Annotated in this window: 12 protein-coding genes; 7 read left to right on the forward strand and 5 right to left on the reverse strand. The window is 62.6% G+C overall.

Translation table 11 applies throughout. The features are described from left to right. Positions 1–58 precede the first annotated feature (58 nt). The gene (aceA, locus tag CO667_RS19150) at positions 59–1,348 is read left to right on the forward strand and encodes an isocitrate lyase (RefSeq protein WP_097619864.1); all 1,290 of its coding nucleotides are present in this window, start codon (positions 59–61) and stop codon (positions 1,346–1,348) included. Positions 1,349–1,369: 21 nt separating this feature from the next. Further along, positions 1,370–1,606: a hypothetical protein gene (locus CO667_RS19155; protein WP_003570242.1), complete on the forward strand. Its 237-nt coding sequence runs from the start codon at positions 1,370–1,372 to the stop codon at positions 1,604–1,606. Between the two features lie 76 nt (positions 1,607–1,682). On the opposite strand, the gene CO667_RS19160 is transcribed toward CO667_RS19155, so the two are convergent. Next, the gene (locus tag CO667_RS19160) at positions 1,683–2,552 is read right to left on the reverse strand and encodes a LysR family transcriptional regulator (RefSeq protein WP_097619865.1); all 870 of its coding nucleotides are present in this window, start codon (positions 2,550–2,552) and stop codon (positions 1,683–1,685) included. Between the two features lie 90 nt (positions 2,553–2,642). On the opposite strand from CO667_RS19160, the gene CO667_RS19165 reads away from it, so the two are divergent. Further along, the gene (locus CO667_RS19165) at positions 2,643–2,879 is read left to right on the forward strand and encodes a hypothetical protein (RefSeq protein WP_097619866.1); all 237 of its coding nucleotides are present in this window, start codon (positions 2,643–2,645) and stop codon (positions 2,877–2,879) included. Here the strand turns inward: CO667_RS19165 and CO667_RS19170 are convergent. From CO667_RS19170 to CO667_RS19180, 4 genes are all read right to left on the reverse strand, one after another. Further along, a complete protein-coding gene (locus CO667_RS19170; RefSeq protein WP_097619867.1) occupies positions 2,852–4,699 on the reverse strand; it encodes a methyl-accepting chemotaxis protein in 1,848 nt (615 codons plus the stop codon). The genes CO667_RS19165 and CO667_RS19170 overlap by 28 nt on opposite strands. Before the next feature lie 255 nt (positions 4,700–4,954). Next, on the reverse strand, positions 4,955–7,486 hold the full coding sequence (locus tag CO667_RS19175) for a HAMP domain-containing methyl-accepting chemotaxis protein (RefSeq protein WP_097619868.1): 2,532 nt from the start codon (positions 7,484–7,486) through the stop codon (positions 4,955–4,957). A gap of 313 nt (positions 7,487–7,799) precedes the next feature. After that, on the reverse strand, positions 7,800–7,943 hold the full coding sequence (locus tag CO667_RS35455; RefSeq protein ID WP_179874182.1) for a hypothetical protein: 144 nt from the start codon (positions 7,941–7,943) through the stop codon (positions 7,800–7,802). Between the two features lie 197 nt (positions 7,944–8,140). Further along, positions 8,141–9,361 carry an NAD(P)/FAD-dependent oxidoreductase gene (locus tag CO667_RS19180; protein ID WP_097619869.1) on the reverse strand — a complete coding sequence of 407 codons (1,221 nt, stop codon included), beginning with the start codon at positions 9,359–9,361 and terminating at the stop codon, positions 8,141–8,143. An 87-nt stretch (positions 9,362–9,448) separates the two neighbouring features. Here CO667_RS19180 and CO667_RS19185 point away from each other — a divergent pair, with 87 nt between their 5' ends. From CO667_RS19185 to pgl, 4 genes are all read left to right on the forward strand, one after another. Further along, positions 9,449–10,885, forward strand: coding sequence for a glutamine synthetase family protein (locus CO667_RS19185; protein ID WP_097619870.1), 1,437 nt, complete (start codon positions 9,449–9,451; stop codon positions 10,883–10,885). Positions 10,886–10,896: 11 nt separating this feature from the next. Next, entirely contained in the window at positions 10,897–12,195 is a 1,299-nt protein-coding gene (locus CO667_RS19190; RefSeq protein ID WP_097619871.1) for an FAD-binding oxidoreductase, read from the forward strand. Between the two features lie 134 nt (positions 12,196–12,329). Next, a complete protein-coding gene (zwf, locus tag CO667_RS19195) occupies positions 12,330–13,805 on the forward strand; it encodes a glucose-6-phosphate dehydrogenase (RefSeq protein ID WP_097619872.1) in 1,476 nt (491 codons plus the stop codon). 10 nt (positions 13,806–13,815) lie between these two features. Next, entirely contained in the window at positions 13,816–14,514 is a 699-nt protein-coding gene (gene pgl, locus CO667_RS19200) for a 6-phosphogluconolactonase (protein ID WP_097619873.1), read from the forward strand. Positions 14,515–14,570 lie beyond the last annotated feature (56 nt).

Here is a 14,570-nt window from a genome sequence, read left to right on the forward strand (position 1 = left end):
TGCATTGTCAATCTTGTCATGCAGCACCCTTTGACGGGCTTTTAGTGAGGAGAGCAGCATGACCGATTTTTACAAACTCGTCCCAAACACACCGGCAACCCGCTTCGACGGCATTGAGAGACCCTACTCGGCCGATGACGTGCGACGGCTGCGGGGCTCGGTGGCGCTGCGCCATTCGCTGGCGGAAATGGGCGCGGACCGGTTGTGGCGGCTGCTGCACCAGGAGGATTTCGTCAATGCGCTCGGCGCGCTGTCCGGCAACCAGGCCATGCAGATGGTGCGCTCCGGGCTGAAGGCGATCTATCTCTCCGGCTGGCAGGTGGCGGCCGACGCCAATACGGCGTCCGCCATGTATCCCGACCAGTCCCTCTATCCGGCCAATGCCGGTCCTGAACTTGCCAAGCGCATCAACCGCACGCTGCAGCGCGCCGATCAGATCGAGACTTCGGAGGGCCAGGGGCTTTCCGTCGACACCTGGTTCGCGCCGATCGTTGCCGATGCGGAGGCCGGCTTCGGCGGGCCGCTCAACGCCTTCGAGATCATGAAGGCCTATATCGAGGCGGGCGCTGCCGGCGTCCACTTCGAGGACCAGCTCGCCTCGGAGAAGAAATGCGGCCATCTCGGCGGCAAGGTGCTGATCCCGACGGCCGCCCATATCCGCAATCTCGACGCCGCACGGCTTGCCGCCGACGTCATGGGCGTTGCGACGCTGGTCATCGCCCGCACCGACGCGGAAGCGGCAAAGCTCCTGACGTCTGATATCGACGAGCGCGACCAGCCCTTCGTCGATTATGATGCCGGCCGCACGGTCGAAGGCTTCTATCAGGTCAGAAACGGCATCGAGCCCTGCATTGCCCGGGCCGTCGCCTATGCGCCGCATTGCGACCTCATCTGGTGCGAGACCTCGAAGCCCGACCTCGAGCAGGCGCGGCGTTTTGCCGAAGGCGTGCACAAGGTCTATCCCGGCAAGCTGCTCGCCTATAATTGCTCGCCTTCCTTCAATTGGAAGAAGAACCTCGACGAGGCGACGATCGCACGGTTCCAGCGTGAACTCGGCGCGATGGGCTACAAGTTCCAGTTCATCACGCTCGCCGGCTTCCACCAGTTGAACTACGGCATGTACGAACTGGCGCGCGGCTACAAGCAGCGGCAGATGTCGGCCTATTCCGAGCTGCAGCAGGCGGAATTCGCCGCCGAGGCCAATGGCTACACCGCCACCAAACATCAGCGCGAGGTCGGCACCGGCTATTTCGATGCGGTGTCGCTCGCCATTACCGGCGGCCGGTCTTCGACCACGGCAATGCACGGCTCGACCGAACATGCGCAGTTCAAACCGGCTGCGGAATAACCCGAAGAAGAGGAGACGATCATGGCATCCATTTCACGCGTCAGGGAACGGGCCGAGGAGCAGGCGACCAGCATGAGCGAGGATCAGCAGACGACGATCCGCATGCTCGCCAACGACCTGCATCGGCTGAACCAATCGGTCATGAAAGCCGTCGAGGCCGGCGTCTCGGTCGAGCTGGTGCGCTCGGCCCGTCATCACGGCGGCGACGGCAACTGGGGTGACCTGCTGATCCCCGTCGTCGTCACCAACCGGCATTGAGACGACCGGCGAACTGGCTTCGATCCGGGGAATGCCCGCGCGTCGCAAGAGATGCGCGGGCGCTTCATCGTAAACGTCAGCCGCGGCTCGGCCGTTTTCCGGCGAAGAGATCGGCATAACTTCTGATCAGCTTGGTCATGCGGTCGGCGACTGTGCGGATTTCCGGCCGATGGCGGTCTTCGGCGTTCATGACGATCCATTGCGTATGGCGCAATTCCGGCAACTCGCCGCCCTGGCGCTGCAATTCTGGCTCGAGATCGCCGACGAAACAGGGAAGCACGGTTTTGCCGGCGCCAGCGCGCACCAGATCCGGCAGCGAACGCGGCCGGTTGACGGTGGCGACGATATCCGTTGCGGCATGGGCGTGCGGCCAGCGCAGATAGGCCGATATCGCCTCCTCCTCGGCAACCGCAATCCAGCGCTCGTCCGTCTCGGCGGCGTTGCGTCTGATATAGACGGCATAGGCCACCTCGCCGAGCCGGCGTGCCGCCAGATTGGCCTCCTCAGGCTCGAAGGCGCGAATACCGATATCGCTCTCGCGATAAGCAAGGCTTGCCCGCGCCTCACCGATGGTGAGCGAAATGGCAAAGGCATCGCCCGGCATGCGGATTGCCGCGAAATTCTCCGTCAGCAGCCAGGCGACCCAGGTGCCGGCAGTAATCCTGACCGTCGTGCCGCCCTCGCCCGATTGCCGCCACGCCTCGACCCTGCGGGCGGCGGCTTCCATCTCCTGAAGGTGATCGAGCAGCGCCTGGCCATCCCGGGTCAGGCGATATCCGGTCTGGCTGCGTGAAAACAGGGCGCGGCCGATCTCCTGTTCGAGGTCGAGCATGCGCCGGCCGACGGTCGCCGGGCTCAGCCCGCTTGCGCTGCTTGCCCCGGTCAGGCCGCCGAGGCGCGCGACCTGCAGGAAAAGCTGATAGGAATCCCAATTCGCGTTTTTCATCAATGAAAAACATAGCGGGATTTTCCCCGTTTATAAAGAGAAATTCGATGCCTAGATCATGTGATGTCTGACATAAGAAAGGACATTGCCATGATCGACATGATGACCATCGCGGGCACTATCGGATATCGGCACTCTGGCGGACGAGGCCGCGGCAAGGCCGATGAGGATAGGTTCTATGCCGAGTTCGGAGACAGCAGCCTCATTCGCTTCGGCAGCTGGTTGACGTCGCTCGATCTCTATCTGACAAAGCGCCGCAAGGCCGCGGCGCAATCCTGCGGCCACTGCGGCCACGCGCCTCAGGCGACTTTCCTGGCGCCGAGATGAGCGGCGGCCGGCTCTGCGACGATGCGGAACCGCTCGATCAGCGTCATCAGCGTATCGGCTTCGCCGGCAAGCAGCCGGCTTGCCTGTGTCGTCTCGGCCACCATCGAGGCGTTCTTCTGGGTCATCTGGTCCATGGCGTTGACGGAGCCGTTGACCTCCTGCAGTGCCGCCGACTGGTCGCGGCTGGCGGTGGCGATGGTCTCGACATGGCCGCTGATCGCGATGATCTCCTGGCTGATCGAGGCCAGCACGCTGCCGGTCTTCTGCACCAGTTCGGAGCCTGCCGTCACTTCCCGGCTTGAGGTCTCGATCAGCGATTTGATCTCGCGCGCCGCATCGGCCGAACGTTGGGCGAGTTCGCGGACCTCCTGGGCGACGACGGCAAAACCCTTGCCCGCCTCGCCGGCGCGGGCCGCCTCGATGCCGGCGTTCAGCGCCAGAAGATTGGTCTGGAACGCGATGTCGTCGATCACCTCGATGATCTGCTCGATGCGCTGCGAGGCCTCTTCGATGCGCTCCATGGCGGAAACGGCATCGCCGACGACGGCGCCGGAATTGTCAGCCGTCTTCTTGGTCGCAGCCACGACGCTGTTGGCTTCACGGGCTCGCTGGGCGGAAGAACGCACCGTCACGGTGATCTCCTCCACCGCCGCCGCGGTTTCCTCCAGGCTTGCCGCCTGAGCCTCGGTGCGTTTCGAAAGCTCGCCGGCAGAGGCGGAAACGGCGCCGCTGTTGCGCTGGATCGTCGAGGCGCTGTCGCGGATGCCGGTGAGCGTATCCTGCAGTCGCAGAAGCGAGGCATTGAAGTCGACGCGCAGCTGCTCCAACCGGCCGACGAAGGGCGTAGCGATCGTCTGCGAGACATCGCCCTGCGACAGGCGCCCGAGGCCGGCGGCGAGCTGATTGACCGCAAAGTCGATCTGGCCGTCGAGCGAGCGCTTGTCGGCATCGTTCCTGGCGCGTTCGGCATCGCTCAAGGCGCGCTGTTCGGCAGCCTGGCTTTCCAGGTCGCGCCTGGCGCGGGCGCTGTCGCGGAACAATGCCAACGCCCGGCCGATATCGCCGAACTCGTTCTTCTGGTCGACACAGGGGATGGCGCCATCGAGATCGCCTGCGGAAATCGAGTGAACGCTCGCGGTCAGCGCCTGCAAAGGCTTCACCGACAGGCGGATCGCATAGAAGGCGACAACACCGACGATCAGCATGACGATGGCGCCGACGCCCAGAACCAGGATCTGCAGCTCATTCAGGCGCTGGTAATAGACCTCCATCGGAATGCCGATGAAGAGAATGCCGACATTGGCGTTCGACGCGTTCTTGATGGGGAAGTAACCGGTGATGAACTGGCGGCCGAAAAGCACCGCCGGGCCGTAATAGGCCTCACCCTTGGCGAGAACCGGCTGGGCGGGATGTTCGGCGACGAGCTTGGTACCGACGGCGCGGTCGCCGTTTTCCTTCTTGACGTTTGTGGAGATGCGGACGTAGTCGCTGCCCTGCTTCTGAAAGATCGTCGCAACACCGGCGATCGACTGCGCCGTGCGGTCGACCAGCGAATGATCGGCAAGGGCCGGAATGGCATCTTCCGTCACGGTGGAGAGCTGATTGTCCTTCAGCTCGATCTTTGCCGCCTGATCGGCCGCGCCGTAGAGGACGGCCATGGCGCGGGTGGCTTCCTTCGCATCGGCGACGGCCCCGTCCATGACATGATGGCTCAGATTGTAATAGGTCACGCCGACAATGGCGGCCGTGCTGATCGCCAGCAGAAACAATGTGATCGCAACGATCTGGCGTACGATCGACGTAGAGAAAAGGCGCAGCATCAAGACCCCCGGAAGAAACCAGGGTTAAATTAAGCGAAAAGCGTTAAGGAAAATTTTCCGTAAATCAGGGCCGCGGAGATATTCACCCGCTTCGTTTTCGGACGTTTCCGATTATCCCGGCGTGATAGACCGCCTGTGGTCGAGCTATTCTTCCGGCGCGCTCAAAATCTCCTTGGAGCGCAGTTTCTGCTGAATAGAGAGAAACGGCCCCGGAAAGCCCGGGGCCGTTCGCGTGAAGACGGGGTCGGTCGACGATCAGGCGGCGCGGTAGACCGGCGCGGAGGCTGCCTCGCCATCGATCTTGAACTGCTGGATGAGCCGGCGGAGCGAATCGGCCTCGTCGGCCAGTTCGCGGCTGGCGGCGGTCGTCTCTTCCACCATGGCGGCGTTCTGCTGCGTCATCTGGTCCATCTGGTTGACCGTGGCGTTGACGCTCTGCAGCGCGTTGGACTGGTCGTGGCTGGCGCGGGCGATCATCTCGACATGCTGGCTGATCGTGACGATCTGGGCGCTGATCTTGGCGAGCACCGTGCCGGTCTCCTGGACGAATTGCGAGCCGGAGCTGACCTCGTTGGTCGACTTGTTGATCAGGCCCTTGATCTCCTGCGCCGCGGCTGCGGAGCGCTGGGCGAGTTCGCGGACTTCCATCGCCACCACCGCAAAGCCCTTGCCGGCTTCGCCGGCGCGCGCCGCCTCGATGCCGGCGTTCAGCGCCAGCAGGTTGGTCTGGAAGGCGATCTCGTCGATGACGCCGATGATCTGCTCGATCTGGCGCGAGGCATCCTCGATGCGGCCCATCGCGTCGATCGCATTGTTGACGACGACGGCGGAATCATCGGCGCTGCGCTTGGCCTGGCGGACGATCTGGTCGGCATCCTTGGCGCGTTCGGCCGACGAGCGGACGGTGACAGTGATCTCGTCGACGGCGGCGGCGGTCTCTTCGAGCGAGGCGGCCTGCTGTTCGGTCCGCTTGGACAGATCCTCGGCCGACTGGGCCATCTGATTGCCGTTGCCCTGGATCAGTTCGACATTGTCGCGGATCTGGCTCATCGTCGCCTGCAGGCGCATCATCGAGCCGTTGAAATCCTGGCGCAGCTGTTCGAGGCGACCGATGAAGGGCGTCTCGATCGTCGTCGAGATATCGCCCTGCGACATGCGTTCGAGGCCGGCGGCAAGCGCGTTGACGGCGAATTCGATCTGACGATCCATTTCGCGCTTTTCGGCATCGTTGCGCTGGCGCTCGTGTTCGGCGGCAGCGCGCTCCTCGTCGCTCTGCTCCTCGATGCGGATCTTCGAGATGGCGTTTTCCTTGAAGATGCCGAGCGCGCGGGCCATGTCGCCGATTTCATCGTAGCGCTGCTCGCCGGAGATGCTGGTATCCAGCGCCCCTTCGGCAATGCGGCGCATGGCGGCGGTGATATGGCTGATCGGACGCTGCAGCGTCAGCACCAGGGCGATGCCGCCGAGGATCGACAGAAGGATGCCGAGACCGGTGGTCATGACCGAGATGCTGTTTGCCTGGGTGCGCTCGGTACCGGCCGTCTGTTTCTGCAGCTCGGCGAAATCGGTCAGCTTCGTCCAGATCTGATCGAGCTCCTGGCGGGCAGCGGCATAGGCGGTGACGCGCTCGCCGATCGTATCGACGATCTTCGAGCCGCCGCCGGAAATGGCGTCGAGCGCCGGCTGGATCGCGCCCGATATGCCCTCGGCAAAGCCCATGCCCTTGGCGCTGGTGGTCAGCACCTGCATGTCCTTGCCAAGCGTGCCGGCCTGCTGCTGCAGGCGCACGAGATTATCCTTGCTCGAATTGGAGAGGAAATCGGAAAGGACGATCTGCAGCGCATAGACGGAATTTTCGAGGCGGCGCGTATCCTGAAGGACGGAGTTGGTCTGGGCAATGCGGCCCTCGAGCTCGGCGAAACGCTGTGTCGCCTCGCGCATCTTCTGCGTTGCCGTCAGCTGCGTATAGGTCGAGGTCTGGCGGAAGCGCGACACGAGACGGCCGAGTTCGGCGACGTCCTCGTCGGTCGGAGCGGGCAGCTGCGCGATCGCCTTGATGCTGTCGATGGTGGCGGTCAGCGCGTCGATGACGTTCTTCTGGTTGGTCGGAACCGAAATGGCGATCTGCCGCTGGGCTTTGATGATCGCAGGCATCTGTTCGTTGATGAAGGCGATCTTGTCCTGCGGCGTCTGCGGCTTGCTGTAGCCGCTGGCGACGGTGCCGAGGAAATCGCCGCCCTTCAGCAGGCGGTCGGCGGTGCGCAGCGTGATGGTGGCGGCACCCTCGTCGTTCTGGAGCGCGGTCTGCAATTCCTCGGCCTGGTAGGAGACCGTGAAACGGGTGCTGATCAGGCTCTTCTGCGCGGCGTCGATCTGCTCATGCAGTGCCTGCTCCTGCTCATGCAAGGCCCAGAGCTTGTCGACGACGCCCGAAATGTCCTTGGTGCGGCGCGATGCCTCGGCAAGGCTGTCACGGCCGGCGGCCTCGTCGCCGACCTGGTTCAGCGTCTGGTCGAGTACGCCTTGCTGGGTCTTCAGTTCCGCGGTCAGCTTGTCGCGCGCCTCCGGGCTGGTGACGCGCAGGAAATCGTCCATCGAACCGTAGAGATCCTTGAAGCCGCTCAGCGACTGCAGCACGCTGTTGGATATTTCCATGCGGCCCTGCAGAAGTCCCGAAGCGTAAAGGCCGGTCAGGCCCACCGCCGAAATGGTGACGACGAAAGGCAGAACGAAGATCAGAACCTTGGTCTTGATCCTGAAGCGGGAAAGAATCTTGTCAATCAACATGGCGTTCCGGGCCTTTCATACACCACCCTCCCGCAGGCGGCCATTTGGCGCCAGCCGGGTGCACATCGAGCTGTTTTTAAATTTACATTGGGAAACCTGGAGGCCAGGCGGCAGTCATTGCCAGTTCATGTCCAAACAACTTGGAGATGCCCAAATAATCGCGGGCAATTGTGTCAGATTAGGTATTAATTTTCGGATAAGCGGTGATGGCAGGTTAAGCCAAGGCGGTGAAATAGTTGCAGATTGTAAGCCGCAACGCCGCCGTGCGGCCGATCGGCATGCCGGAATGTTCTTTCCAACTCTACGGACAGGATCAGATGACGTGTGAGAGCAGCAGCGCGAGGCTGGCGGCGGTGGCGCCGGCGGCAAGCATCAGATAACGCAAGGTCACCATCCGGGCGTTCGGCTTTGCCTCGGCAATTGCGATGGCGCGGGCGCGTCGTGTGTTTCTGGTCATGGTCGAAACCTCACTTCTGTCTGACACAACAATCCAACAAAACAGCTTGCCGGTAAAGCATTATCTAGGAACGACCATGCAAACCGCCAATTGAGACAGGATGGCGCACCTCTGTTAAGAAGTCTTGAATCGGCTTTTCTCTTTGTCTTATGCAAGTCGTTCTCCCAAAACCGCTGCGCAATTTTGGGCGACATGCATTAAGCGCATTCGCCCGCGGCAAAACCAGAGGCCCAGGCCCACTGGAAATTATAGCCGCCGAGCCAGCCGGTGACGTCGACGCATTCGCCGATGAAATAAAGCCCGGGCACCGCCTTTGCCTCCATGCTGCGTGAATCCAGCGCTGCCGTGTCGATGCCGCCGAGCGTCACTTCGGCGGTGCGGTAGCCTTCCGAGCCGGAGGGTTTGAGCGCAAAATTCTGGGCGCCGGCGGCGAGGCGCAGCAACGCCTTGTCCGGCAGGTCGGCCATGTTGCCGGAGATTTTTTCGCGTTCCGCGAGAAACTGCGCCAGCCGCTTCGGCAGGATGTCGCCAAGTGCGGTCTGCGGCGACTGGCGGCCATTGCGCTGTTTTGCCGTTTTCAGATGTGCTGCGATGTCGATGTCCGGTTCGATCGCCACGACGATCTCGTCGCCTTCGCGCCAGTAGGAGGAGATCTGCAGGATGGCGGGGCCGCTCAGCCCCCGATGCGTAAACAGCAGCGCTTCGCGGAAAGCCGTCTTGCCGTGGCGGATTTCGGCCGGGGCGGCGATGCCGGCGAGCGGGGCGATGCTTTCCAGCAGGCCGGGATCGAGGGTCAGCGGCACGAGGCCGGGCCGGGTTTCGAGCACGGCCAAGCCGAACTGTTCGGCAAGGCGATAGGCAAAGCCGGTGGCGCCCATCTTCGGGATCGACTTGCCGCCGGTGGCGACGATCAGCGACGATGCTTCATAGACGCCCTCGCCTGTGGAGATGCGGAAGCCTGCCTCCGTCCTTTCGACGCCTGATATTTCCGCGCCGAGATGCAGCGTAGCACCAGCCGCGCGCATCTCCTCCAGCAGCATGCGGATGATATCCTTGGCGCTGTCGTCGCAGAAAAGCTGGCCGAGCGTCTTTTCATGCCAGGCAATGCCGTGGCGATCGACCATGGCGATGAAATCGGCGGGGGTGAAACGGGCGAGCGCGGACTTGCAGAAATGCGGATTGGCGGAGAGGAAATTCTTCGGCCCGGCATGGATATTGGTGAAATTGCAGCGGCCGCCGCCGGAGATGCGGATCTTCTCGCCGGGCGCCCTTGCATGATCGAGAACCACGACCGAGCGGCCGCGTTTTCCCGCACGGATAGCCGCCATCATGCCCGCCGCCCCGGCGCCGATGACGATGACGTCGCTTTTGCGCTGCAAACCCGTTTCCCCGATCAAGACAGCGTCTTCTTTTTCCATCGAAGGGCGAAAGTCAACGTTCTCAACCTCTCGCCAATTGGCAAAGTCCGGTTATGATGGCGCCACGATCAACCAAACCGGTGTGTCATGTCCCCAAAAAAGACGACGCTGAAGCCTGCCAGAAACGTACCCGCCTCGAAGAAGACTCCCCCGGACCCCGGATCCCTGCGCGGCGTTGCGAACTGGAAGGAAGCAGCGCGGTGGCTGAGGGACCGCGGCATCGAGGACATCGAATGCATCACACCGGACCTTGCCGGCGTTCCGCGCGGCAAGATGATGCCGAGTTCGAAATTCACCTCGAACACCTCGCTGGCGCTGCCTTCGGCCATCTACCGGCACACGATTTCGGGCGAATATCCCGATGAGACCGAAAGCTTCCGCTACGAGCCGCGCGACAGCGACCTGAAGCTGATGCCCGATCTTTCGACGCTGTCGGTCGTGCCCTGGGAGACCGACCCGACGGCGCAGGTGATCTGCGACATCGTCGATTCGGACGGCGGCGAGGTGCCCTATACGCCGCGCAACGTGCTGAAGCGGATCCTGAGCCTCTATCACGAGCGCGGCTGGAAGCCGATCGTCGCACCCGAGATCGAATTTTACCTAGTCGCCAAGAATGACGACCCCGATTATCCGCTACACCCGCCCAAAGGCCGGTCCGGCCGCTCGATCCTCGGCGGCCAGGGTTACTCGATCGCCGGCATCAACGAATTCGACGAATTGATCGACGACGTCTATCATTTCTCGGAGAAGCAGGGGCTGGAGATCGACACGCTGATCCACGAAGAGGGACCGGCGCAGCTCGAAATCAACCTGCGCCACGGCAACCCGATCGAGCTTGCCGATCAGGTGTTCCTGTTCAAGCGCACGATCCGCGAGGCTGCGCTGAAACACGACATCTATGCGACCTTCATGGCCAAGCCGATGCAGGGTCAGCCGGGTTCGGCGATGCATATCCATCAGTCGGTGGTCAATATCGAGACGGGCAAGAACATCTTCTCCAATCCGGACGGATCGGCCTCAAAGGAATTCTTCCATTTCATCGGCGGCATGCAGAAATTCGTGCCGAGCGCGATGGCGATGCTGGCGCCCTACGTCAATTCCTACCGGCGCCTGCAGCCCGATATGTCCTGCCCGGTCAACAATGCCTGGGGCTACGACAACCGGACGACGGCCTTCCGCGTTCCGGTTTCCGATCCGCAGGCGCGGCGCGTCGAAAACCGGCTGCCGAGTTCGGACGCCAATCCCTATCTGGCGCTCGCCGCTTCGCTTGCCGCCGGCCTGCTCGGCATCATGAAAGAGATCGAGCCGACTGCACCGACGGAAGATTCGGCCAATGAAGGCTCGATCGACCTGCCGCGCGGCCTCCTGGAAGCCGTGGCGCTGCTTGAGGACGAGCCCGCCTTCGAGGAGATTTTCGGCACGCAGTTCATCGGCCTTTATGCCGGCGTCAAGCGCGGCGAGTTCGAAACCTTCATGCAGGTGATCAGCCCCTGGGAGCGGGAATTCCTTCTGCTCAACGTGTGAGGGAACCATCCATGGCATTGCAGGAGACGTGGCAGAGCCCGATCGCGCCCGGGCTGTCCTGGTATCAGGCAACGGTCGGGGAGCGGCCCACCTATGCCGCTCTCGACGGCTCGAGAACAGCAGACGTCGCCATCATCGGCGGCGGCTATACCGGCCTGCAGGCCGCCTATCATCTCGCCAAAGCGGGCGTTTCGGTGGTGCTGATCGAGGCCTGCCGCTTCGGCGACGGGGCGTCCGGACGCAATGGCGGCCAGCTCGGCACCGGCCAGCGCTGGTGGCCGGAAGAAATCGAGGAGAAGATCGGCTACGAACGCTCGAAGGCGCTGTTTGATCTTGCCGAGGCGGCCAAGCGGCATCTCATCGATTTCGCCCGCGAGCACCAGATCGAGATCGACTATGTGCCCGGCCAACTCAACGTCGCGCACAAGGCGAGCTACAAACGCGACTATTATGAAAATGCCGAGATCGCCGCAGAGCGCTACGGCTATCCGCATATCAGCTTCATGGACGAGAAGGAAACGCAGGAGCGGCTCGGTTCGAAGCGTTTCCATTGCGGCGTGCGCGATGTCGGCACCGGCCACATCCATCCGCTGAAGTTGCTGGTCGGCCTGGCGCGGGTCGCCGCCAACGCCGGCGCTGACATCTTCGAGATGACCAAGGCAACGGCGATCCGCCAAAGCGGCGGCAAGGTGACGATCGAAACCGAAAGGGGTGTGATCACCGCCGAGCGCGCGCTGATTGCCTGCGACGCCTATATCGACGGCCTCGAACCGGTGACGGCAAGCCATATCATGCCGATCCGCTCCTTCATCGGCGCCACGGCGCCGCTCGACCGATACCCCGATGTGCTGCCGGGCGGCGAGGCGGTGGCCGATTCGCGCTTCGTCGTGCGCTACTTCCGCAAATTCGGCGACGGCCGCCTGCTGTTCGGCGGGCGCGAGGCCTATACGGCGGACAATCCGCGGGACATTTCCGAGCATATCCGCCGGCAGATCGCCGAGATCTACCCCGCGCTGAAGAATATCGACATCACCCACGCCTGGGGCGGCAGCGTCGGCATCACCATGCCGCGCCAGCCTTTCGTGCGCGAGGTCATGCCCGGCGTCATCTCGATCGGCGGTTATTCCGGCCATGGCGTTATGCTGTCAAACTACTGTGGCAAGCTCTACGCGGAAACGGTGCTTGGAAAATCCGGCGATCTCGACCTGTTCAAATCGCTCGATATTCCCGCCTTTCCCGGCGGAGCGCGCATGCGGGCGCCGCTGCTTTTCCTCGCCTTGTCGTGGTTTGCGCTTCGCGACAAGTTTTAGTCCGATTGCGGATTTCCTCTTCCGGGAATTCGCTCTAAAACCGGTGCCTGAGAGATTCATTGCACTGCACACTGGCTTTTTTAAATCGATTAGATTAAAAGGGCCGCCAACCAGCCTGATTGAGAGACAAGCTCATGAGCAGCCAGATCATTCCCGTTGAGCCTTTTGATTACGTCGTCTTCGGCGGCAGCGGCGACCTTGCCGAGCGCAAGTTGCTGCCCGCCCTCTATCATCGCCAGATCGAGGGCCAGTTTACGGAACCGACCCGTGTCATCGGCGCTTCGCGCAGCCCGCTTTCGCATGAGGAATACCGCAAATTCGCCAAGGACGCGCTCAAGGAGCACCTGAAAAAGGGCGAATATGACGAGGCGGAAGTCGAAAAGTTCTGTGCCCGTCTGTTCTACGTTTCCGTCGACGCCCGCACCGACACCGGTTGGGATCATCTCAAGAAGCTGCTCGACGAGGGCAAGGACCGCGTTCGCGCCTTCTATCTCGCCGTCGCTCCGGGCATCTTCGGCGACATTTCGCAGAAGATCCACGACCACAAGCTGATCACCAAGTCGACCCGCATCGTCGTCGAGAAGCCGATCGGCCGTGACCTCGCCTCGGCGCTGCAATTGAACGACACGATCGGCCGGGCCTTCAAGGAAGAGCAGATCTTCCGCATCGACCACTATCTCGGCAAGGAGACGGTGCAGAACCTGATGGCGCTGCGCTTTGCCAACGCGCTCTATGAGCCGCTGTGGAACGCCAATTATATCGACCACGTGCAGATCACCGTGGCCGAAGCGGTCGGCCTCGAAGGCCGCGCCGGTTATTACGATACGGCCGGCGCGCTGCGCGACATGGTGCAGAACCACATATTGCAGCTGCTCTGCCTGACGGCGATGGAAGTGCCCTCGTCCATGGATTCGGAAGCCGTTCGCGACGAGAAGCTGAAGGTGCTGCGGGCGCTGAAGCCGCTCAATGCCTCCAATGTCGAGCAGGCGACGGTGCGCGGCCAGTACCGCGCCGGCGCGTCGGGCAGCGGCCCGGTCAAAGGTTATCTCGAAGAGCTCGAAGGCGGCGTCTCGAACACCGAAACCTTCGTCGCCATCAAGGCCGAGATCAACAATTGGCGCTGGGCCGGCGTTCCCTTCTACATCAGAACCGGCAAGCGCCTGACCGGGCGCATGTCCGAGATCGTCATCACCTTCAAGCCGATCCCGCATGCGATCTTCGACCAGGCGGCCGGGCGCATCGTCGCCAACCAGCTGATCATCCGGCTGCAGCCGGATGAGGGCGTCAAGCAGTCGCTGATGATCAAGGATCCGGGTCCGGGCGGCATGCGCCTGCGCAACGTGTCGCTCGACATGAGCTTCGCCCAGGCCTTCAACGTCCGCAATCCCGACGCCTACGAGCGTCTGCTGATGGATGTGATCCGCTCCAACCAGACGCTGTTCATGCGCCGTGACGAAGTCGAAGCCGCATGGAGATGGGTCGATCCGATCCTCAAGGGTTGGGAAACGACCGGCCAGCAGGTGCAGGGCTATACGGCCGGCACCTGGGGCCCGAGCCAGGCCATTGCGCTGATCGAGCGCGATGGCCGCACCTGGCATGACGAGATCTAGGAGGAAATCGATGGCATCGACCCTGCATTCCTTCGCCAGCGCGGCAGATCTCGCCGGCAACCTTGCCGACAAGGTCGCGGATACGCTTTCGGCGGCGATCGCCGCCCGCGGAACGGCGTCCATCGCCGTTTCCGGCGGCTCCACGCCGAAGGCCTTCTTCCAGGCGCTTTCGACGCGCGACATCGCCTGGGACAAGGTGACGATCACCCTCATTGACGAACGCTTCGTGCCGGCCGACAATGCACGCTCGAACCATTTGCTGGTCGACGCCAATCTGCTGCAGAACAAGGCAAAGGCGGCACACTTCTTGCCGCTCTATCAGGATGTGGCTTCGGTGGAAGAGGCAGCCTCGCTCGCGACCGAGAAGACCAAGGCGATCAGTTCACCCTTCGACGTCGTCATCCTCGGCATGGGCGGCGACGGCCACACGGCCTCGTTCTTTCCCGGCGGCAGCAATCTTGCCAAGGCACTCGATGCATCGACGCCGCGCGGCATCATCACCATGGAAGCGGAAGGGGCCGGCGAGCCGCGCCTGACCTTCACCTTCTCCAGTCTTCAGGATGCCGCACTCCTGGTTCTCCATATTGAGGGCGAAGGCAAAAAAGACGTTCTCGCCAAGGCGGAAGGCAACGGAGACGAGGCAGAAATGCCGATCCGCGCCGTTCTGCGCCGGGCCACTTCCCCGGTCGAGATCTACTGGGCTCCCTGATCGGCCGTCAATCCGGATCGAGATTCAGGCCAGAGCCGCCGAAACAGATAAGACAA

This window comes from Rhizobium sp. L43 (assembly GCF_002531725.1).
In the GTDB taxonomy this organism is placed as follows: domain Bacteria; phylum Pseudomonadota; class Alphaproteobacteria; order Rhizobiales; family Rhizobiaceae; genus Rhizobium.